We start from the raw sequence: 22,157 nt of genomic DNA, 5'->3' as shown, positions 1-22,157 counted from the left end.
TTAAACCTCTAAACTTAGCAAGCTTTTCTTTAGCGCTTGTACGCTTTCTTTTTTATACAAAAGGTTGCTCTTAACCAGAGTTAATTGCCGCAAGTTTTTACTAACAACTAGTGCTCTTTCCTTTGACATTGGGGAAATACGCCACTCTTTAAGTTCCTTTCCTGAAATATTGGGAAAAGTGGAACCTGCACCTTTTGCTTGCTCAAAAATAGCGTCTCTCAAATGACATAACACTTGAAATACATATTCGTTCAGTTCGGGAGATTTTGCTCTGATAGCAGCTAGTCCCCTTCCTATGCAGTATTTTTGGTCCGCTTTATTCATTCTTCCAGTTGTACTTCCGCGCACGCAAAATAATACATCGTCAATCTCTGCTTCCCGTGTTATTTGGTTGGTATATTGGACAGGGGTAGGAAACTCCTCACCAAACTCGGTGGGTCCATTGAGAAGAGGTAAACTTCCAGCAGTATATGCATCAAAACAATTTGCGCCTTTCGGGGACTGACCCATGACAATATCAGCTATTTCCTGAAGCTCAACCATTCCACTATCAGAAACAAACTCTTTGGACCTCAATGCATGTGTTGCTTGATCAACAGCAATAATACTGGCATCACAGTGACCTATTGTTTCCTCAGACTTATTGAGGAGTTGTAGTAACATCGACTGCTTGTTTTCTGTGGGAATAACAAAACGCTGCTCACTAAGCACCTTCCATTTAATGGTTGGCGAAAGTGATCCTTCAGATATTGCTACAGCTCGACTCATAAACACATCAGACTGCATAAAAAATGGCAAAAACCCAGGTATTACTTTTTTAGGGTTTGCCTCAAGCACCATTGCATGTGCAGAACAAATACAGTCCCAGTCTGCCACGGCCACTTTACGCTGATAGGCGCGGCGTTTACCAAAAATAATCTGGCCTTTTTTAACCAACAGTTTTTGCCCAGCAACATCGCTTGGCACACCATGGCGTTTAATTTTCAAGCTGTCAGGGTCCAAATGTTCCAGCCCAACATAGATTTCAAGGTCAGTTTCACTGGGCTCGACACGCTTGGAAATATGCTTGGCGATATCGCCAAACTTCACCATTTGCCAACCTGCGGGTAATTGTTGCTCAGTCATTTACTGCTCCACCTTGCTAACTTCAGTCTCAAATCCCAGCTCAGCAAGGCTTTTGAATAACTTATTGGTCTGTTTCTTCAATTGCACACGACTTATGTTCCATGCCTCGATGGCATGCTCAATATCGTGCACCTCGCCGTTGTTTTGTGACTGCACATAGAGTGGAATCGACAGGTTGTAGAGGTTTTCTTTGATGGTTTCGATATCCACCAAAGCGGTGATGTCGCTTTGTTGCTCTGGTGTAAAGTAAGCCTCGCAGAGCACGGCTAAATCCTCGTCTGATAAGCGGCTATGAGCGCGCTCTCGGGTAACGTGATCTACACCATTGATAAACAACACCTTGTTTTTACGCTCGGCGGGTTTATTGCAATTGAGCACCACCACGCAGGATTCCATCGGCGAGTTGTAAAACAGGTTTGGGCCAAGGCCAATCACCGCTTCGATAATGTCCGACTCAATAACCTGCTTACGGATGCTTTGCTCGGAATCGCGAAACAAAATGCCGTGTGGCCAGAGCATAGCAGCGCGGCCAGTGTCGGGCTTCAGACTTTTAATGATATGAGTATAAAACGCATAATCGGCACAACCTTGCGGCGGCACGCCATAGAGGTTGCGGCCATATGGGTCGGCAGAGAACTTATCGCGGTTCCACTTCTTAATCGAATAGGGAGGATTAGCGAAAATCACATCAAACTGCTTGAGCTGGTCGTTTTCAATAAACTTTGGTTCCGCCAGGGTATCACCGCGCAGCACATCGAATTCTTCAATGTCATGCAGGAACATATTCATTCGAGCTATCGCTGAAGTGAGCAGGTTTACTTCTTGGCCGTACAAATGAACCGATCTCCACTCTTCACCGCGTTCGCGCAAATCCATTACCGCATTAAGCAACATACCACCGGTGCCGCAGGTCGGGTCATAAGCCGTTTCACCTGGTTTTAAACCCATTATACGTGTCATTAGGTGCACCACGGTACGATTGGTATAAAACTCTGCGGCGGTGTGGCCTGAGTCGTCGGCGAATTTTTTGATTAAGTATTCGTAAGCCTCGCCCAGGTCGTCCTGGGCAACTGATTTAATTCCCAGCGGAATTTTACTGAAGTGCTCAATCAGATCCGACAGCAGGTGATCGGGTAAACGCTCTTTATTCGTCCACTGAGCATCTCCAAATACACCATGTAAACGCGGGTTGTTGGCTTCAATTAAACGCAGTGCGTTTTGAATGGCCTCACCGATGTTTTTACTAGTATGGCGCACCTTTTCCCAGCGGGCTTCCTTGGGAATATCAAAACGGTGGAACATGGGCATAGCGGCATATTCGGCATCGCCTTCATGAATCTCTAAGGCTTCTGTGTATTCTTCCAAATACACATCCGACAGACGCTTATAGAACAGTAGTGGAAATATGTACTGCTTGTAGTCTGAAGCGTCAATTTGGCCTCGTAAAAACTCGGCGGCGCCCCAGAGTAAATCCTCTAATTTTTTCTTATTTAATGCGCTCATGATTTCTTCTTGTCGCTTAGTTGCTGTTTCACTTTCTTGCCAAGCGAGGTTAATCGGTATTTTTGTTTAGGGCTTTTTGGTTTATCGGGCAATGTTAATTCAATGAATGCCTTCTCCAAGCTAGGTTTGATGTAAGAATCTCTCACATGCTCACGATCTTTGAGTCCTAGTTTGCCTTTGATTTCTAACGTTGATAATTCACCATCTAAGCAAGCGAGTAGCTTGTAGACTTCCGGGTTATCTTCCGGGGTAGCTTCCGGGGTAGCTTCCGGGGTAGCTTCCGGGGTGACTTCCGGGGTGACTTCCGGGGTAGCTTCCGGGGCGAACAGGGTCAAGGTCACGCCAGATGAGCTATCTGATTGCCATTTTGGCGCGGGTAGGTCTGCTGCTATACATGCTTCTTGAATCACCACACTGCCGCGGCCAAGCTTTTCCATATAGCCTTGCAGGTATAAGCCGTGGGCGATGTCGGGATTACGCAGTACCGAGATATGACCTTGCTGAATTTTGTGCTCGTCGATGCCTTGCGGAAACGCACCGGAGTTCCATATTTTCAGGTATGATAGGCTAACTTCGACCTTAATTCCTCCGGCAAAGTTACTGTAGTCGCGATGGGCAAAGGCATTGACAATGGCTTCGCGTACCGCTTGCTCCGGGTACATGGGGATGTCTTCGCGCTGATTATTGGCGGTACTAAAACGTGCGCGCGATGGCGTATTGCGCATCACAAAGGTAATCAGCTGCTCAATCACCTCGGCCATAGGGCCATCGAGGTGCTGTAAATCCTGATACTCGTCGTCGGCCTTGTGGCGATAACACACCGCACGCACTCGGGCTTGGGGGTGGCGTTTACCTGGCGCACTGGCCAGTAATACATCGGCGGCATTGGTTAAACGGCCGTATTTGGCCAGCGATAACAATTGCAACTGGTGCAGTAAGCCTTGTTCGGCTTGCGCGACTTCTTTGGGAATGCGTTTGGCGGATAGCAGCTTATTACAGGCACTGGTTGATAAACCTTGTTCGTCAAGTTCAGACGAAAACAAGCGCTCCCAACGGGTAGGCTCTACTTGCTTGCGCATAACCATGTCGCGGATGGTATCGACATCGGCTTTCTGGGTTTGCTCGCCTGCACGTATGTAGATGTCACTGTTAAAGGCGTAAGGGATATCTTTGCCGGCCGGCACTTCAACCACTAATAACTGTTTGGTTTCGACTTCCTGTACTTCTACCGAAAACAATACTGGTGGTTGAATGGCCGATTTAAGCTGGCTTTCGAGCTGTTCAGCTACTTGTTCAGCATGCTCTACACCCTTAATTTGACCATTATCATCGACCCCACATAGCAGATAACCGCCTTGGGTATTTAAAAAGGCGCAAACTTGCGGGCCGCAGTGTTTTAACTCGCAGCTTGTAAGGTATTCAAGGGTTTGGTTTTCGCCCAGCGACAGTAGTTGCTTGAGTTCTGCGGCCGTTTTACTCATGGCTTGCTCCAAACTTCTTGACGACTAATTCTGCGTTCTCAAAATGTTGTTCCAATAGCTCTTCAACATCTTGATATCTTGAAAACTGTGCCGTGACAAAAACACTGGCATCTAAATCAGATTGAAATTTTTGAACCCAGTTACCCTGCCTTTCATCTAGAGGAAGATGTTCCATAGTCGCATCTTCATATAAGTCGATAACTTTTAGGTTAGATATGGAACTTGCACCTCTTTTTAGCTCCAACTTACTTCTATCATCACGGTTTTTATAACCTAAATCCATGAGCATTCGACGAGCAAATACAACATGATCATGCGCCAAAAACCAACGAGGTTTATTGAGCTCAATAGCTCTTTTCATTTCCTGATGAGTAATGGATAAGCCGGATGCGTCGACGCCACTGCCGTATTGCGGCGTAATGATACCCAAAAACAGGTCGCATTTTTCTACTGCTTTTAGGCAGCTTTCAAAGGCAGTTTCATTCGAGGATACCGGTACTGTGCCTTTATGTGACATGAGTACTTCATATCCGTACTCAGTTTGATAACCAAAACCAGTTAGCAGTGCAAAGACACGATCTAACAACTCTTCTACACCGTAAACTGTTGAAGAAACCATAATTTTCAGCTTCTTACTCATAGTTCAAACCCTTCCTTGATCAGCAGTGCTTCCAGTTCATTTTCGGCTTGCTCCAAGGCTGCCAGTTTTTGTTGGAAGTCTTTTAGCGCTTCTTCCACTGTGATGGTTTCTTCTTCCAGTGGTTTTTGTACATAACGTGCGATATTGAGGTTGAAGTCGTTTTCTTCAATCTCAGTTAACGCGACCCAGCGCGCAACGCCTTCGATTTCTTCAGCTTTAGGGCCAGCGGTTTCTTGCTGGTGATAGATGTTAAAAATTTCGTCCGCTTGATCATTAGACAAGGTATTTTGCGCACGGCCTTTGGTGAAGATTTCTTCTGCATTAATGATCAGCACGTGCTCTTGATGGTTGGCTGGGCGTGATTTGCGCAGCACTAAAATACAGGCAGGAATACCTGTGCCATAAAACAGATTTGACGCTACGCCTATGATTGCTTCGATGCGGTTTTCTTTTAAAAGTTGTGTACGGATCTTGCCTTCAGCTCCGCCCCTAAATAAAACGCCATGGGGCAATACCACAGCCATACGCCCTTGCTCGTTCAATGAGGCGAACATATGTTGAACCCAAGCAAAGTCACCGTTTGTTTTAGGTGCTAAACCATACTGCTTTCGGCCATAAGGATCGTTAGCCCAAAGCTCATAACCCCATTCTTTTAAGCTGAACGGCGGGTTTGCAATAACGCAATCAAATGTTTCGAGGCGGTCATTTTGGATGAACTTGGGGTCTCGAAGTGTATCTCCGCGTATTATGTCGAAATCTTCCTGGCCATGAAGAAAGAGGTTCATACGAGCAATGGCTTCGGTGGTTAGGTTCTTTTCCTGGCCTTTGATTTTAAGTAAACGTGGGTCACCGCCGTTTTCTTTTACGTGGTGGATAGTTTCTAGCAACATACCGCCAGTACCGCATGCAGGATCGTACACGCTTTCACCCGCTTTCGGGTCTAGGATGTTAACCATTAAGCGAACAATGGTTCGAGGCGTATAGAATTCACCGGCTTTTTTGTTGGCTTTATCAGCGAAACGTTTGATTAGGTACTCGTATGCACGCCCCATATCGTCATCGCGCACTGAAGCAACACCAAGATTTACCTTGTTGAAGTGATTTAACAAGGTCACCAGAAGTTCATCGGATAGCCGTTCTTTATTGGTCCAGCTTGCATCACCAAATATACCGTGCAGTTTAGGGTTTGCTAACTCGATACCTCTGAAGGCTTCTTTGAGTGATTGCCCTACATCTTTGGTCCGATTGAACACATGGCGCCAATGACAGTTTTCAGGGATCTGAATTCGGTGAAACATTTCACCTTTAGCAAGCTCTTCATCACCTACTTGTTCCATCGCTTCCTGAAATTCTTCGTCATACACATCACATATACGTTTGAAAAATAAAATAGGGAAAATATATGTTTTGTAATCAGAAGCATCGATGGGCCCGGTAATGATATGTGCCGCATGCCATAAATGTGCTTCGAGGTCCTTTAGTTTTATCAGGGTCATTTACTGCTAGTGTCCTGTTTGATCATCATGTGTTGTTTGCTCAAATAGTTCGCTTATCTCACAATTGAACAAAATGCAGAGTTTATCTATTGCTTCAAGATCTACTTTTTGCGCTGTTTCACGGTAAAGCAGAGTAATTGTATTCCTGCTCAACCCGGTTTCTCTAGCAACGTCTGCAATTCGCATTTTGTGCTCGCCCATTAGCCTTGCGAGGTGGCACTTGATCACTGTTTGCTCCAAACAAATATGTTTACTTTCACTAGAATAACACTCAACACTTAAGAAGCAATTTTTTAAGTTGAAATGACAAAATTACATATTAAGCCCTAAACTACTTCGTTCAAACCCTGTAAAGCCATAAATCGGAACCCCACAAGCGGGGACCCCTTGCTACGCAACCCTTCGGGCGATTTCTAGCTTGACTGGCTTTTCTCTGCGTAGTCCGTGTTGGCCATGAGGTATGGCGCGCCTTTAGGCGGCAAGCGCCTAAAACTTACCAACCTCATAGCGAAAGGGCTTCTATGAAATCTATGGACTTTATAAACAGGGCTAAAAAAGTAGAATTTGCTGATATAGCAAGGTCGGCAAAACCGATTGAACGCACCACTCTTAAACACATTCGGCCTAGGGATAAATGTTACCTGGTTAAAGCAGGCAGTAAGTTACAATTCTGGATCACTCGTGATGATTGCTTGTTGTCTGTGAATGTCTCTCTGCACTCAGCATTTTGTGTTTGTACTGATGCAGATAGTTAGCTATGTTTCCCATATCCCAACTTTCCCAGTTAGAAATTGAGCATTTTTTTAATTTTTTTCATAAATTTTTTCGATTTCTTTATGGTGAGTACACTGGTGAGTATAAGGCTCTTAAAACGAGTAAAAAACACCTTGCAGGCCTTGTTATCACTGAAACCGTGAAATTTAAAACGATAAACAGATCCAGAATATTGAGTAAAGCTAACTAGAGCCCACAAATATCCATAACCTCATGAAAAAAATCGCTTTATAGCGGGGGGATTTTTGTGATTTCGTATTTTTTCATTCTGTTTCACCCAATTGGTGAGTATTTTCACTGCTAACCTCAAACTACTGATGAGTACACTAGGTGAAAAAATACCTAGTAGACACCCCATCATGGGCAATTAGTTTACCACTCCATTGTAAACAGAATGTTGACTTTTTAGTCATTTGCAAATATCTTTACTACAATATTTATTCAGGCTGAATTCATTGTTTTTCAACCTTTGACAACGTTGGTACGTATTTTTAGCCTGCACAATCACTCTTCGTTGTTAACAACATGTACATTAACTGTGGAAAATCTCCCCATTAATAAAAAGGACAGGGACACGTGATAAATGGTGATGATTTAAGGGCGATGAGGGTCAACGCCTGCATATCTCAAGAAGCTATGGCTAAAAAGCTCAAATGTGATAGAAAAACCATCATCAATTATGAGCTAGGAGTCAGTGACATTCGTTCCAAACAGCTTTTCATGTGGCTTCTATATTGTAAGATAGATTCTGGGTCTCTCTTGAGTGAGATTAAGCAGATCCGCGATCAGGTCAACAGCAAAGAAAAACCAAACTTACAGGATGAAGAACAATGAAACAGTTAAGCGCCTTTTTATTTAATTTAATGAATTTTTTAATCTCGTTTGGTGATAAAAGTAAACCCAAAAGAAGCTGCCGTCGCTCAGATAATAAGTTGATGCGTGTTAACGGGATTGAGAGTTATTCAATAAAGCCTACCAAGCATTTATCCAATGTTAAGGCTAGAAAAAAACTTACATGCAACTCTTTTATACCAGTTGTTGATGCTTGCACTTCAAAACCACAACAAATGGAAAAAGTGGATTTAAAAATCAAACGACCCCTAAAACAGTTAAAAAACGATATATTTACATATGAACTTACAACTGAGTCATGCTTGTATGTATCGGGCGGCTTACCAATAAAACCACCAAGATTTAATGCTGTAAGTACCAGTTTTGTACCCAGTAACAAATATAGATAGTTCACAAGGACAGAGAATGAAGCTCTCAAATTTAATCTTGCTAAGTATCATATCAATAGCGTTTTTCTATATTCAGCTCTGGGACCACCGCATTGTAATTCCCCTCTACTTAACATTGCTGGGAGCTAATGTAATTTATGCCACCGCTTTAAAAAATACCAACATGGCTCACATCTCTGGCTTTATCTTTTTAATATACAGTATCAACTATATGGTTTTTAAAGTCGGTTTAATAAATTATGTAACTCCAGAAGATAATAAACTGTTGCAAGGTACTTTAATTTATGGAACTCATTTTATATTTAGTCTCATACTTGTTCTTGTACTAATTTTCAGAGTGCAATTATCTAGGCTTATCTCCAAATCAGAAAGTATTGAATTGACACACTTCGATGGTATTTTTCACTGGATCTATATCTACACTTCCATTGTTTACCTGTTAGCACTAGTAGAAAATATCGCTTGGTCATATTTTGACCTTAAATCTTGGACACTGATTTACGATAATTTCGAGGGGCTAATTTATATTGCTTGGGCGCTATGTTGTGGAGCGCTATTAACCATGATGATTTGTAGTAAAAAGCCAACCAACACAAATGAGTTGGCTTAATTGCGCATTGCGGCACTACACTGTTCTTCGCTTTTAGCGACACTGTAAAACGGAAGATATACAACAACATGGATAAAACATGATTGATGGTGAAGATTTAAGGGCGCTGCGTGTTCAAGCGGGGATTACACAGCAAGAGATGTGTAAAAAGCTGGGTTGTGATAGAAAAACCATCATCAATTATGAGTTGGGGGTCAGTGATATTCCCTCAAAAAAGCTATTTCGCTGGCTACAATGCTGCAAGCTTGATCTGGGTGTATTGCTCGGTCAGATAAAGGCGATACGAGATGGCGCACATGATAGTAGTAAAGCCAAGCTATTGGACTTTGTTACAGTGGCATTTATTTTGAGCCAGTTTTGGAGCCAAGTAATTGTCACTCCAATCTATTTGTCACTTCTTGGTATGAGTGCCCTTTATGGTATGTATATCAAAAATATTAACGTCTCTCATATTGCTGGGTTTATTCTTGTTTTGACTACGATCAATCTTGCTATTTTTGAAACTGACTTGGTCAATTACGTTACGCCTGATGAGAACCCCCTTCTACAGGGAGTTCTCATTTATGGCATACAACTATTATTCAGTCTTACAACTGCATTGATACTAATTTTTAGAGTTCAGTTTTCTAGACTATTATCGAAGTCGGATCAAGTTGAGTTAACCCATTTTGATGGTATTTTTCATTGGCTATATCTTTACAGTTCAAGTATTTACTTTTTAGCGCTTGCTGAGGAGATTGCCTACACCTTCTTCGAAATGAAATCTTGGACACTGATTTACGATAACTTCGAGGGGCTAATTTATATTGCTTGGGCGCTATGTTGTGGTGCGCTACTCACTATGGTGATTTGTAGCAAAAAGCCTAGCAACACAAATGAGTTGGCTTAGTTGCGCATTGCGGCACTACACTGTTCTTCGCTTTTAGCGACACTGTAAAACGGAAGATATACAACAACATGGATAACGCATGATTGATGGTGAAGATTTAAGGGCGCTGCGTATTCAGGCGGGTATCACCCAGCAAGAGATGTGTAAGAAGCTGGGTTGTGATAGAAAAACCATCATCAATTATGAGTTGGGGGTCAGTGATATTCCCTCAAAAAAGCTGTTTCGCTGGCTACAATGCTGCAAGCTTGATTTGGGTGTATTGCTCGGCCAGATAAAAGCTATTCGTGATGATGCCAATGATAGTGGCAGAGCTAAGATACTGGATTTTGTCACCATCGGTTTTGTATTAAGCCAATTATGGAGCCCTATGATCATCACGCCAATATACTTGGTATTGATTGGTATTTGTATTATCTATGGTGTTTATACAAAAAACATCAACATGGCTCATATCGCAGGCATTATCTTTGCGTTAACTGGGGCGGGTTATGTAATTTTTGAGTCAGGCTTAATCAATAAGACAACGCCTGACGAAAATCAAGTATTACAGAGCATACTTATTTTTGGCACTCAATTGCTACTTAGCCTAACCACCACATTTCTTCTGATTTTTAGGGTGCAACTTTCTCGTCGGCTATCCAAGGCGGACTCTATTAAGCTAACCCCTTTTGATGGCGTTTTTCATTGGATTTTTATTTACTTAGTGGTTGTTAATCTTGCAGCGCTATTAGAAGACATGGCTTACCTCCTTCTTGACCTAAAATCTTGGACCCTAATCTACGATAACTTCGAAGGGCTGATCTATTTCGCTTGGGTGCTATGCTGTAGTGCGCTGTTAAGCATGATGATCTGTTCAACTAAAAGCAAACCAGTAAACGGCGCTAATGTTTCTTAATAATCACTGGGCTTGAGTGTGCAATCAATCCTCATTTTAAAGCCTGATTAGCACTCATAGACTGTGAATGCTCACGACGCGAGTACGACTCTGGCCTGCTGCCAAAATACTAAAAGCTCTATAGCTTGCAGTCGTCATAACGCCCTACCGCTCATTAGTTCCACCGTTACCAATTCGATTAGCCGCTGATCTTTATAGTAAACCCCTTAATTGCCCGAGCAAGCGATCACCAGAAAAACATAACTTATGCACTATTTTGTAATTTTTTTCTGTGTGTGGAGATTTTTCCACACGCTGTGTTAGACAATGTAAATATCAAGTAACCAAAGGTTAATTAAAATCATGTATGGAACAAGATTTTTAGGTGATGTTAAAGCAAATGTACAAGCCGCTAAGGGGTTTGATGATGTGGTGTTGTACAGAAAGGACAGGCAAGCTGTTTACATAAAACATGTGTTTATGACTAAACTCCCAGCCAAAGTTAAACCCGACATGAGCGCTCAACATATTGAATTTATTAAGCAGTTAGACACGCTCAACCTACGCTGTTATGTGCTTGTTCATGTCAAAAACAAACTGTCAGGGGAATATGATTCTGCCTTCTTTTTAGATGACTATGAGGCGATTCAGGGAGTGAGTAAAGAAGTAGCAATGCAAAGAACGATGCCTTTAGCATCAGCAACACATTTAATCGATACCATTTTGCTATGAGGAAAGGATATGAGAAACAATATGGCAATGAGACAGGCGCAGGTAGACCGTTTTAAAACAGAATTGCAGATCAGTATTCGCAACCTACGAAAAGAAAGAGGGCTTACACAAAGGCAATTGGCGACTATTTTAGGCGTTGATCAGGCGACCATCAGTAACTTTGAAAGTGGCAAAACCGTCATGAGTATCACCCAAGCATATGAGTTGGTACTGGTATTTGGTAAGGATTTTTCAAACCCAACGTTGGCGTTAGCGTCTAGCCATTAAACCGTAACCAACACACAACTTTGCTTGTATCGAAGGCTTCACACTGTTCCTTCGTAAGGGATGCGCATCCTAAATAGTTTTACCTCTCCATAACCTACAATCACCCACCCTGAGTGAGTCAACTCAACCACAGATTTATTAAAATTTTCATGTTCCATTTCAGTGAATTTATCACAACAATACCATGCTCCCTGACCAGATTTAGACACAAAAAACCCCGTAAACAAACGGGGCTTTCATAGCGCTGGTAAAGATAGAAATAGGTTTACATACTCATATACAAACCAACGACTCAAAGTGCTGAGACTTCCTGAGCCATCTCGGCTTTTACCTTGTCCACCAGCTCATTTAAATTACTGCAATCCATCACCCACTCAAAGTCCACATAAATACCCACTTTTTCTTCCAGCAGTTCGCAAAACTCGACCACATCAATTGAGTCTAGCCCCAACAGTGACATATCCAGCTTCATGTGTTCTTCGTTAAAGTCTTTGGTTACAAAACGAGTGCCCCAGCTCATCACTAGGTCTTTGATTTGACGTGTTTCCATTTTAAACTCCTTGCCTATCTAACATCCACTTGGTCACTAAACTAAGCTGACCGTTAATAAATTGCTCCCGACATGTTTGGCGGCGTATTTTTCCACTTGAAGTCATAGGTATAGTCGAAGGTTGCACGATTGCAATACCATAGACGGGAATAGCAAATTCTTGATATACCGCTTTTCTAATGCTTTCAATCACTTCATCGTAATCGGCATTTTTAACATGAGTACGCTCTACCTCATGAATGAGAAGCAAACGCTCTCGGTTATTGTCATAAATCGACACCGCGGCACATCGCTCATTTCTCAGTGCTTCATGGGCGTTGTAGCTACACAACTCAACATCTTGTGGGTAAATGTTACGGCCATTAAAAATCAGTAAGTCTTTGACTCTGCCCGTAATAAATAGATTCTCTCCATCGGTAAAACCTAAATCACCCGTGTTAAGGTAGCGCTTTGCGCTGTCATCGTTTGCAAGGCGGTTTTGAAACGCTTCTCTGGTGGCTCCTTCGTTATCCCAATACCCGATTGCATTACATGGGCTATGCAGCCATATTTCACCAACCTGCATAAGGGGAAGCTCAGTTTTACTTTGGCTATCCACAATCACAATAGACCCTTCAATCAAAGGCACACCCGAAGAGACAATGGTGATGCTATCAGAGGATGTTGCCGCTTCCTCAACGGGTTGGATCTGGCTACATTCGTAGGAGCTTCTATCCACCGTTAAATAGACCGGCTCTTGCGTTTTAATCGCGCCGCTAATGATTAATGTTGATTCCGCTGTACCATAACAAGGGTAGAAGGCACTCTCTTTAAAACCACAACAAGCAAAGGCGTCGGTAAACTTTTTGAGGGTTTGCGCACGAACGGGTTCTGCCCCATTAAAGGCCACTTCCCAGCAGCTTAAATCTAGTGTTTGCTTATCTTCTTCACTGATGCGTTCCACACACAGCTCATAAGCAAAGTTAGGCGCACCGCTGACCCTGACTTTGTGTTTAGAGATGGCTTTTAACCAGCGCAGCGGCTTTTGTAAAAACGCGTTTGGCGCCATAAATATGAAGGGCTGACCAATATAAATGGCCTGTAGAAAGTTACCAATTAACCCCATATCATGATAAAGCGGCAACCAAGAAAGGTACGTAGACGAGCCAAAATTCCGAAAGCCTTTTTTGAGAATAATCTGATTCTCAATCAGGTTATCATGAGTTAACGTCACGCCTTTTGGCAGACCCGTTGAGCCTGAGGTGTATTGCAAAAAGGCAATATCACTGCCTGTTATGTTTTGCGCAGCTTTGGGTGGGGATTGCATCAGCACTTCGTGTAACACAATGTTCAGCTGTGTATCTGTGAGATAACGCTCGGCATTTTGGGCGATTCTGTCATAGGCTTTTTCATAGGTGATCACCCATTTTGCCCCAGCACTATTGGTTATTTTTTCTATTTTTTCCCAATCACTGGCACGCCTACTCGGTACGGGTAGCGGAATCGAGATCACTCCAGCATACAAACATCCGAAAAATGCCACCGCAAATTCATAAGACGATTGATATAACAACACAACCCGATCCCCTTTGTTGATGTGCTGTTTATCCAGTCCAGCGGCAAATTTCATCGCTTGAGTGTGAAACTCCCCATAGCTCATCGCTGGCAATTCTGTTTCTCCGTCACTGAGAAACAGCAAAGCGGTGTCATCACGCTTTTCTACCGCGAGTGTTGACAATATTTGTACAAAATTAGGTAAGCCATCGTCGGCTAGTTTGTAAGCTTGTAGATTAAGCTCATCGGTTAGTATTTCCATCGTTATTTTTCCATCTGTTCATAGCCGCACGTCCTTTGCCAACCCAACTACACATGTCTACTACAGAGCTGGTTGGTGTGTGTTTGCTATGGCTTTGAAGTTGCTTACTACCGCGTTTTTTACTTGTTCGTTGAAAAAATCAACCACCTTCATGCGTAACTCAGCACATGCAACGAGGTTGTTGTCTTTCAAAATTTGCGCCTCACAAAGTGCAAAACCACGACTAAAGCTTAGTAGCTCCACTTCGCAGGTGAGCCTATCGCCCGGCACCACGTAATTGACAAACTTACTGTGAGATACCGCAGCCAGAATTGCCATGTGGCTAAAATCGGACTTATACAACACCAAGTTACCCGCCGATTGGGCCATCATTTCAATGAGTAATACTCCAGGTACAATGGGGTGCCCCGGAAAGTGCTCGTCTAAAATCGCTGAATGATTGGGTATTTCAATCAAGCTCTTGAGCTGCTGAGTTTGTTTATCACTTACGTCAATGCGCTGCAAAAACTTAAAACGTTCAAAGTTCATCTTCAATCTGCTCTCATTTAGTGCCACCCCGAAGCGAACACGCTTCGGGGTGCCAAGGGTTAACGTAATCGTTTTAATGAACTTTGGCTAAAGTCGCTTTCGCTTAAGCCCTCACGAAACTGATAGTTATAAAACTCCAGTGATGTCGATTTTCCGCTTTGATGGTTCACCATCTGCGCATGATCGGGGCGCCAAAAACCTTCGATGTACTTGTTATAGCCGGAATAGGTTAAAGTCTTTAGCAGTGAGTCTTTGCGATCATAAAACTCTATTTTTTGAATACGATAGGCGTCTTTGTCTATCCAAACGATACGTCTTTTGTAACCAGAGTTTTCATCCACCGGAAACTGCTCAACCTTATAACTTGCTAGGCCGTTGACTTCTTCTTCACCCAAATAGTTGTAAGTATACTTTTCTACCTCAAATGAGCTTAAATCCTCATAAGCAAACTCGGAGCCCATAAACGGCCCTGATTTATTACTCGAAGAAATGCGCTTTACGCGTTTCAGCGCAGGTAAGTACAACCATTGGTCGTCCGCCCCTACTGGATGAGAAAAGCTCAAAAATGCAGTGCCTTTGAGGTCATACGGCTCCACAAAAACCGTGAGACTTTTATCCCCATCCGACAATTGCTCTAGGGTATTAAACGTGATCTTGCGAATACTTTCTTGCCCCTCGGTATTGCGTAAAATCATTTTGATCTCTGAGCTGCTATCACCCCAACCGGTATCGCGGGTCTTGTACTCTTTGGAGATCTGCAATCCCTTTTGTGCTCCTTCCATTGCCAGCAGGCCTTGGCTGCACAGCAACAATGCAGATAGCAAGGTACAATGTGTTAGTTTTCTTATATTTAACATGAGATTATTTCCTTTCTTGTGTTATCTGATCAGCTTGCTTTTCGCTTCAGCGCTAAGTCACCCTGTTGCTCATCCCACTGGGCATCCGTTTCTTTGGCTTTGCTACTTTTACTTTTATCAATCGCCAATAGCAGCGGTGGCAAGAACAGAAAATCTATGATTAACGCAACCACTAAGGTAATCGCCGTTAACAGTCCCATATCGGCATTGGTTTTAAAGCTGGAAATAGACAACACGGCGAAACCGACAACCAAAACAAACGTGGTGATCCAAAGTGAGCGGCCAACGTTGCCAAAGGCATAATAAATCGCTTGCTCTGGGGTTTCTCCACGCTCACGTCGCGCATGAAAATACTTACTTAAGAAGTGCACGGTATCATCCACCACAATTCCTAAGGTCATACTCGCAACCACAGCCAAGGCCACACCAATTTGCCCATCCATTAGGCCCCAAATACCAAAGCCAACCAACACCGGTGCAAGGTTAGGCAGCAGGCTGACTAAACCAAAACGGATACTGCGCATCGCCACACCCAATACAACTGAGATCACCAGTAATGCAATGGTGGTGCTGATCAACAAGCTCTCGACACTGCTTTGCCCTATATGTGCAAACATCAAGCTGGGGCTGGCAATGTCCATACGATATTGATTGCTGTTTGCCGCCGACCACGCTTGAATACGCTGCTCTACATCTATCAACTCACTGGTGGTGAGGTTTTTGAACGTGACGATTAAACGTGTTGAAGACTTATCAATATTAATCTGACTATTTAAATCCAAACCGTATGGCAAAGATAGCTCATACAATAGAACGTACTGTGCGGCTAACTCACGAGATGTGGGTAAGGTATAGGCGCTGGGGTCATCCCCATTCATATTACGATTTACGCGTTTGATGGTATCGGTGATGGTACTAACATGGTCTGTTTCGGGTTGTTGACGTAACCAATCACTAAAGTCAGACACAAATTTTAAGTACTGAGGCTCGTAAATACCACTGCTTTGCCCTGAATCTACCGATACCTCCAAAATCGTCATACCAGAGATATTTTCCTGCATATAATCGGTAGATGCTCTAAAGGGCACGCTTTCATCAAAGTATTTTACGTAGTCATCATTTACTTCATTGTTAGCAACATTCAGCGCCAACGCTACAGTGATAATGCTTACAGCAGGCAACAACACTTTTTTCTTGGCGATGATGAAACCCGCTAGCTTGTGCATATTATTCTGGCTATCGCTGATATCTTTACTCACTCGAACCGGCAGAATCGACAACATCGCAGGGAAAATCGTCATTGAGAAAATAAAGGCGAGGAAAATCCCCATTGCAACTAAATTACCCAAGTCACGGTACGGTGGTGAGTCAGAGAAATTCATACACAAGAAGCCGATTGCGGTGGTCACCGTTGTTAAAAACACTGGCTGTAAATTCAATTGTAAGCTTTTGGCAATGGCCGCTTTTTTCTCTACACCTTGGCGCATCTCATAGAACATGGTGCTGAGAATATGCACACAGTCAGCCACCGCGAGCGTTAAGATCATAATAGGTGCAACCGATGATGGGCTGGTCAAATAGAACCCTAACCAACCGGCCAGTCCCATGGTACTGGCAATACTAATTATAATAACCGTCACACTGGCGATGGTGCCGGTAATCGTTCTGAGTAACACGCCAATGGTGACTATCACCAATAAAAACATCAGTGGAATAAGCGTGGCGCTATCAGCCATTGATGATTCACTGAATGCGGTGTTCATCATCACCATGCCCGATAGATACACTTCAGCGCCGGGATTATTGGCCAAATATTGTGCCTTGAGTTCACGCACAAATGCCGCAACTTCAGGTACTTCGGTAATTGGATTGACGCCTGGCAATCTGACCGTAACATTCACCACTGACACATGCCCCTGCTGAGATACCACCTTATTTACTAGCTGGGGTTCATTTAAGGCAATTTCTTTGATGCGATTAAGATCCGCAGCACTGAGACTTTGCGCATCTGTCACTAGGTCTTCCACAACCAAATCATCACCTTCTGCATAGCTATGTTGAAAGTTTGTGATCGAGTCCACCCGTGAAGAATAAGGTATTTGCCAGCTTTGTTTGGTCAACTCTTTAATGGAAGCAAGGTGTTCTTTGCTAAACACATTACCGTCTTTAGGCACCACCAAAAAATATACGTTGTCGCTTTTGCTGTATACTTTTTGCATCGATTCATAAGCTTGTAACTGCGGATGTTCAGGCCCGAAGAAAACTCGGTAATCAGATTTAAAAAGCAGGTTTTTTGCCCCGTTAGAGGCGAGAAAAGCCAGCCCTATTATTGCAACAAATACCCATATGGGGTGCTTTATTACAAAGTTAAAAATTTTATTCATCATAAACGAATTTCCTTTTATGTTTTCACGACTTATAAATATTTATGCCGATAGTGCTAACTGTTTTCGGTAGCTTTTATCGACAACTTTTTTATCCAATATCGGGCATCCATTAAAGCCAGCGAACTTCTCTAATTCTTTGATCAGCAAAGAGAAGAACTCCTGCCTATCAAACGCCAAGTCCTCTAAATGTAAGCTCAATACTTCAAAACGCTGCTCACTACGATGGGCTTTACAATCAATGCGCCCTACAAGCTGATCACCAAACAAAATAGGTAAACAAAAATAACCGTACTTTCTTTTGTCTTGAGCGACGTAACACTCTATTTTGTAATCAAAACCGAACAACTCATTGAGTCGCTCTCGGTGGATAACTAAATTGTCAAAAGGCGACAAAATCTTCACCACCTTCTTACATTGAATGGGTTGCTCAAGGGTGTGGGTATCAACGTAAAGTTCTTTGCCCTTGCTATGTTTGATGACCGTAATATCTCCAGCTTGAATGTGGTCATTAAGAAGTTGCCGCATGACTTCTCTGAGCGCTTTACCGGGTCGTAAATGCACGAGTTGCTTCCAATTGAACACACCATGGGCTCTTTTGGTGGTATTAAACAAATACTCTGCGTACTCGTACAGTGATGGTGTGCTTACGTTCAAACCGCTTGGCAAACAGCGTTCTGGCAAGTCATAGACTTTTTCCATACCGTTACGCTTACACACCATTAGTTCACCACGCATAAACAGATGCTCCACTGCGCGTTTACCCGGTCCATAGCTCCACCAACTGCCTTTGCTGCCACCTTTTTTATCAATATCTCGCAGTCGCAATGGCCCCTCAGATTTAACCTGCGCTAGCACGTCTTTCATCATCTTGGTTTGGGTACTTTGAAAGTATCGGTTTTCCCCATTACGTATGCTGTTCATTTGTATCAAAGCGAATCGGTAGTCTTGCATCGGTAAGTACGCCGCAGCGTGATACCAATATTCAAAAATGCTTTGTTCCGTAATTAATTGATTGAGGTAGTCTGGGTTGTAGTTAGGTACGCGACTCCACAACACATGATTGTGGGCGCGCTCAACAACACTTAGCGTATCAATTTGCACATAGCCCAAATGCTCAATAACAAGTTTGCTTGCTTGCAAGCCATCTGTCGACTCGACCTCTGACAGTAACCCTTGTTTGGCCAGCGTAATACGCCTTAGTTGCTCAAACTGCTCCATATAACACTCCACTTCCTCACTAAATAGGGCTTGTCCGCAGACAAGCCCTTAACGCTTTTACAACTAGCCCAATACTGGCTCAATCACATCAGGGGCAAACGCCGCCTTCGCCGATGGTTTCGACAAGTTGTTTTGCAAATAACTGTTTAGTTTCGGGAAAGGTTTTAAATCTACCTTAGCGTGAACCACATTTGTCAGTACCTCGCTGACGATAAGATCGGCAATCGTAAAGTGGCTACCAACCAAAAATCCTGTTTTTTCAATCGCTTTTTCAAGCATGTTCAAACAGCGCATTACTTCGCCTTGCTCTTTGTCAGCAACTTTAGGGTCTCTGATACTTTCGTCAAACCAAGTTAGATGTAATGAAGCAACTTCAATGTGGCTTTCCAGCTCCGTCATCGCCCAGACAGACCACTGTAGTAAAATAGCCTCGTCGTGCACATCATCAACATACAGTGTGTCAGCACCGTACTTTTTAGCCAGATAAAGACAAATGGGTACTGACTCAAACAGCACTAGACCGGCATCATCAATAACAGGGATGCGGGCATTTGGATTGATTGCTCGAAACTGCTCTGAACCGGTACCTTCGCTGCCCAATTTGGTCAACTCTTCTTGATACGGTACATTCATTTCCTCAAGCGCCCATCTAACACGGTTAGCTCTGGAATAGGGGTTACCATATAATTTAATCATCACAATTAATCCTTTATTTCTATTGGTTTACTTTGAAATAGGCGGCGTTATTTACTCCGCCATCTCCGTTAAATACTTGTCGTGAAAATGTTTAATTGACTGCTCATAATCCTCAGCCAGTGCACCAATTCCACCTACATCAGACATCATGCCTTGCTGAACACGCTCACATAAATCAATGTCTTCTTGGTTAACGTTAAACTCTTCACTGCTTCCAGCATCTTCGTAGTACTGGCCTTGGTCTTCCTCACCTTCATCCATAAACTTACCAAACACTCGGATCTGAACCTGACTGGTCGTTGCTGAGGTTGGCACGGCTTTCAACATGGCAACAAACTTTGCCCCAGTTACCACACCCAAATTGGGGTAAATCATGTGATCCCCAGAACCAAACCACGTCTCGTTAGGGGCAATAATTTTAGAAGGTAAGTATTTTTCGAACTCCGCCATTTTTCCTTCCACCAAAGTGGGTTGAAAAAACGACCAGTGACCATTGTAGTAGTAATTCACCTGGTTTTTATGATCCAATCCTAGGATCGAGTTTTTATGGGCGTACCATAGGTGATAACTTTCGATGTGGTTTTCAATAAATAGCTTCCAATTTGCCTTCATATCATAGTTAACGCTATGTATTTGCTCAAGTTCACTAAGGTCATAAGGTCCAAAGTGCTGCCCAAACTCGCCTATCCACTGCGTAAAATCAGGTGCGTTGTCTGGGTCTGGATGAATGAAGATCATACTCTTGAAAACGTTAACGGCGGCTGGATAAAGTGAAAGCTCTTTTTTATCAACGCGGCTAAATTGTTTTGACTGCTGTGGAATAGAACGAAGCTCGCCCGTTAAATCATAACGCCAGCAGTGGTAGCCACATTCAATCGCGCTGCTAATGTTGCCAGAATCACGTAGCATCACGGTGCCACGGTGACGACAAATATTATGAAATGCTCTGAGTTCACCTTGGCTATCTCGGATCACAAACAGGGGTAAGTTACCAACCGTTGTACAGATGTAGTCGCCGTTGTTTTTCACATCATTTACTACACCAACAAAACTCCAGTTTTGTGCAAATACATTTTTTTGTTCTTTGGCAAACCATTCTTCGCTGAAGTAGGCTTCGCGATTTAATCCTAATGACTTAACGTCCTTCATACTGCACCTCCTTGGTGACTTTGCTAGATAATGACTTGTAAGACTTAGAAATTGCTCGACTTTTGCTTGTCATTATTCAAGGCCATTATTTCTAAGTCTCACACCACGTTACTTTTTATCTCTGACAGCGAACCTGAGCGGAGTCTTGTGAATAGCTCCGCTCATCTGTCAGAAACCGTTGTGTTACTTGCTATTAAGAGCTGGATGTATCAGCAATTACTTCATGTTCTGCATCGTGCTTTGCAACTGATTTTGCATCTGCTGCACCTTGCACCTGCTGCTCATCTTCGTCTGGAATATTTCTGAAAAATACCCGTCTGAAGGCAAGCGCAGGTCTATCTGCAATCACACTTACCGGCTTGTCGATGCCATAGGTTTGTTGTGATGAAAGCATTAGCTCAACATGCTCAACATCTTCACCATTTAGCTGTCTAACCCATTTCTTGATGATGTAATCCACCAGTGCATTTTTGGCGAATGAACGAACGTGTTCACCAAAGAACCATGATTGAGTATCATCCGCTGGCGTAACCATAAATAATGCAACTTGCTCGTGTCCGGATACAAATCGGTCATAGAAGTACACCACTCCACCTAGGTCGAAGCGGAAGTAACACTTTTCACGATCTAATCTAGTTACCCCCAATAAACGACGACTAAGCCCCAACATGCCTTCGGTGCCTTTTACATCATCATGGATTGGATCGCTTGGGTCTAATTGACCCCAGTAACCGCGCATATCGTCGTCATAACGGATCACCTGATCAGCCACTCTAGGTGGTTCACCCGCAAGTGTGCCGGGATGAATAAACGGAGGGTGAGTATTGTCGATGGCATTTTCCACCACACTTAAAAATGGTGCATTGGCAAAAATAGGAATATCTCTTACGCGACGCATACCTCGACCGTAATCTTCTTCCAAAAAGTAGTAATGAGGAGGATTTGGATCGCTCGGCGCACTTTTCTCCCCCCAAATCCAAATAATGCCCTGACTTTCAACAACATGATAGGAATTCACCTTCGCGTTGTTAGGAATATTTTTTGATGGGCACTGAGATGGAATTGCCGCACACTTCCCTGCGCCATTAAACTCCCAGCCATGAAACGGGCATTGAATATTGCCGTTAACAACTTTACCAATTCCCAAGTCAGCACCTCGGTGAGGACACATCGCATCAAGGGCAACCACCTTGTTTTCCAGATCCCTAAAAAATATGATCTGACTGCCTAATATCTTTCTTTTTAGAGGTAATTCATTATTGATCTCATGACTCCAGCCAGCGGCATACCAAGCTTTGGTCGGAAATTTTTTGTTATCCATAATCGTTATCCGTAATCTCTTGAA

22 protein-coding genes are annotated in these 22,157 nt (G+C 43.2%); 7 read left to right on the top strand and 15 right to left on the bottom strand.

All coding sequences use genetic code 11. From position 1 onward, the window contains the following. The 6 genes from C2M32_RS20620 to C2M32_RS05185 are packed head-to-tail and all read right to left on the bottom strand — an operon-like array spanning position 1 to position 6,473. Entirely contained in the window at positions 1 to 1,092 is a 1,092-nt protein-coding gene (locus C2M32_RS20620; protein ID WP_234401226.1) for a restriction endonuclease subunit S, read from the bottom strand. A gap of 33 nt (positions 1,093 to 1,125) precedes the next feature. Beyond that, positions 1,126 to 2,628: a type I restriction-modification system subunit M gene (locus C2M32_RS05205; RefSeq protein WP_105167436.1), complete on the bottom strand. Its 1,503-nt coding sequence runs from the start codon at positions 2,626 to 2,628 to the stop codon at positions 1,126 to 1,128. Further along, a complete protein-coding gene (locus C2M32_RS05200; protein ID WP_105167435.1) occupies positions 2,625 to 4,109 on the bottom strand; it encodes an RNA-binding domain-containing protein in 1,485 nt (494 codons plus the stop codon). Before C2M32_RS05200 ends, C2M32_RS05205 begins: the two co-directional genes overlap by 4 nt. Then, complete coding sequence (locus tag C2M32_RS05195; protein WP_105167434.1) at positions 4,102 to 4,749, bottom strand: DUF4062 domain-containing protein; 648 nt, start codon at positions 4,747 to 4,749, stop codon at positions 4,102 to 4,104. The genes C2M32_RS05200 and C2M32_RS05195 overlap by 8 nt, the downstream gene beginning before the upstream one ends. Further along, on the bottom strand, positions 4,746 to 6,245 hold the full coding sequence (locus C2M32_RS05190) for a type I restriction-modification system subunit M (RefSeq protein ID WP_105167433.1): 1,500 nt from the start codon (positions 6,243 to 6,245) through the stop codon (positions 4,746 to 4,748). Before C2M32_RS05190 ends, C2M32_RS05195 begins: the two co-directional genes overlap by 4 nt. Before the next feature lie 6 nt (positions 6,246 to 6,251). Beyond that, positions 6,252 to 6,473 (bottom strand): helix-turn-helix domain-containing protein, encoded by a 222-nt coding sequence (locus tag C2M32_RS05185; protein WP_105167432.1) that lies wholly within the window; start codon positions 6,471 to 6,473, stop codon positions 6,252 to 6,254. 1,122 nt (positions 6,474 to 7,595) lie between these two features. Between C2M32_RS05185 and C2M32_RS05170 the strand changes: the two genes are divergently transcribed. The 7 genes from C2M32_RS05170 to C2M32_RS05130 all read left to right on the top strand — a co-directional run bounded on the left by C2M32_RS05170 (position 7,596) and on the right by C2M32_RS05130 (position 11,632). Beyond that, the gene (locus tag C2M32_RS05170; protein ID WP_105167429.1) at positions 7,596 to 7,853 is read left to right on the top strand and encodes a helix-turn-helix domain-containing protein; all 258 of its coding nucleotides are present in this window, start codon (positions 7,596 to 7,598) and stop codon (positions 7,851 to 7,853) included. Next, complete coding sequence (locus C2M32_RS05165; RefSeq protein ID WP_105167428.1) at positions 7,850 to 8,260, top strand: hypothetical protein; 411 nt, start codon at positions 7,850 to 7,852, stop codon at positions 8,258 to 8,260. Before C2M32_RS05170 ends, C2M32_RS05165 begins: the two co-directional genes overlap by 4 nt. A 16-nt stretch (positions 8,261 to 8,276) precedes the next feature. After that, positions 8,277 to 8,870, top strand: a complete 594-nt coding sequence (locus tag C2M32_RS05160) for a hypothetical protein (protein WP_105167427.1) — start codon at positions 8,277 to 8,279, stop codon at positions 8,868 to 8,870. 79 nt (positions 8,871 to 8,949) lie between these two features. Further along, positions 8,950 to 9,759 carry a helix-turn-helix domain-containing protein gene (locus C2M32_RS05150; RefSeq protein ID WP_234401225.1) on the top strand — a complete coding sequence of 270 codons (810 nt, stop codon included), beginning with the start codon at positions 8,950 to 8,952 and terminating at the stop codon, positions 9,757 to 9,759. A 79-nt stretch (positions 9,760 to 9,838) separates the two neighbouring features. Continuing rightward, positions 9,839 to 10,654, top strand: coding sequence for a helix-turn-helix domain-containing protein (locus C2M32_RS05140; RefSeq protein WP_234401224.1), 816 nt, complete (start codon positions 9,839 to 9,841; stop codon positions 10,652 to 10,654). Between the two features lie 342 nt (positions 10,655 to 10,996). Beyond that, positions 10,997 to 11,365, top strand: coding sequence for a hypothetical protein (locus C2M32_RS05135; RefSeq protein WP_105167426.1), 369 nt, complete (start codon positions 10,997 to 10,999; stop codon positions 11,363 to 11,365). Between the two features lie 9 nt (positions 11,366 to 11,374). Continuing rightward, a complete protein-coding gene (locus C2M32_RS05130; protein ID WP_105167425.1) occupies positions 11,375 to 11,632 on the top strand; it encodes a helix-turn-helix transcriptional regulator in 258 nt (85 codons plus the stop codon). Positions 11,633 to 11,924: 292 nt separating this feature from the next. Here C2M32_RS05130 and C2M32_RS05125 read toward each other — a convergent pair whose 3' ends face one another. The 9 genes from C2M32_RS05125 to C2M32_RS05085 form a co-directional block, all read right to left on the bottom strand. Then, entirely contained in the window at positions 11,925 to 12,182 is a 258-nt protein-coding gene (locus C2M32_RS05125) for an acyl carrier protein (protein WP_105167424.1), read from the bottom strand. A 1-nt stretch (position 12,183) separates the two neighbouring features. Continuing rightward, on the bottom strand, positions 12,184 to 13,977 hold the full coding sequence (locus tag C2M32_RS05120; protein ID WP_105167423.1) for a fatty acyl-AMP ligase: 1,794 nt from the start codon (positions 13,975 to 13,977) through the stop codon (positions 12,184 to 12,186). Between the two features lie 60 nt (positions 13,978 to 14,037). Beyond that, positions 14,038 to 14,505, bottom strand: coding sequence for a 3-hydroxyacyl-ACP dehydratase FabZ family protein (locus tag C2M32_RS05115; protein WP_105167422.1), 468 nt, complete (start codon positions 14,503 to 14,505; stop codon positions 14,038 to 14,040). A 59-nt stretch (positions 14,506 to 14,564) separates the two neighbouring features. After that, the gene (locus tag C2M32_RS05110) at positions 14,565 to 15,362 is read right to left on the bottom strand and encodes an outer membrane lipoprotein-sorting protein (RefSeq protein ID WP_105167421.1); all 798 of its coding nucleotides are present in this window, start codon (positions 15,360 to 15,362) and stop codon (positions 14,565 to 14,567) included. A 29-nt stretch (positions 15,363 to 15,391) separates the two neighbouring features. Continuing rightward, a complete protein-coding gene (locus C2M32_RS05105; RefSeq protein ID WP_105167420.1) occupies positions 15,392 to 17,749 on the bottom strand; it encodes an efflux RND transporter permease subunit in 2,358 nt (785 codons plus the stop codon). Positions 17,750 to 17,788: 39 nt separating this feature from the next. Continuing rightward, complete coding sequence (locus tag C2M32_RS05100) at positions 17,789 to 18,967, bottom strand: winged helix-turn-helix domain-containing protein (protein WP_105167419.1); 1,179 nt, start codon at positions 18,965 to 18,967, stop codon at positions 17,789 to 17,791. 63 nt (positions 18,968 to 19,030) lie between these two features. Beyond that, on the bottom strand, positions 19,031 to 19,663 hold the full coding sequence (locus C2M32_RS05095) for a glutathione S-transferase family protein (RefSeq protein ID WP_105167418.1): 633 nt from the start codon (positions 19,661 to 19,663) through the stop codon (positions 19,031 to 19,033). A 51-nt stretch (positions 19,664 to 19,714) separates the two neighbouring features. Then, complete coding sequence (locus tag C2M32_RS05090; RefSeq protein WP_105167417.1) at positions 19,715 to 20,812, bottom strand: aromatic ring-hydroxylating oxygenase subunit alpha; 1,098 nt, start codon at positions 20,810 to 20,812, stop codon at positions 19,715 to 19,717. A 193-nt stretch (positions 20,813 to 21,005) separates the two neighbouring features. Continuing rightward, positions 21,006 to 22,133: a Rieske 2Fe-2S domain-containing protein gene (locus C2M32_RS05085; protein ID WP_105167416.1), complete on the bottom strand. Its 1,128-nt coding sequence runs from the start codon at positions 22,131 to 22,133 to the stop codon at positions 21,006 to 21,008. Between the last annotated feature and the right edge of the window lie 24 nt (positions 22,134 to 22,157).

The sequence above is a fragment of the Pseudoalteromonas sp. T1lg23B genome (assembly GCF_002964665.1).
Classification (GTDB): Bacteria; Pseudomonadota; Gammaproteobacteria; order Enterobacterales; family Alteromonadaceae; genus Pseudoalteromonas.
This window is presented reverse-complemented; position numbering and strand designations above follow the sequence as displayed.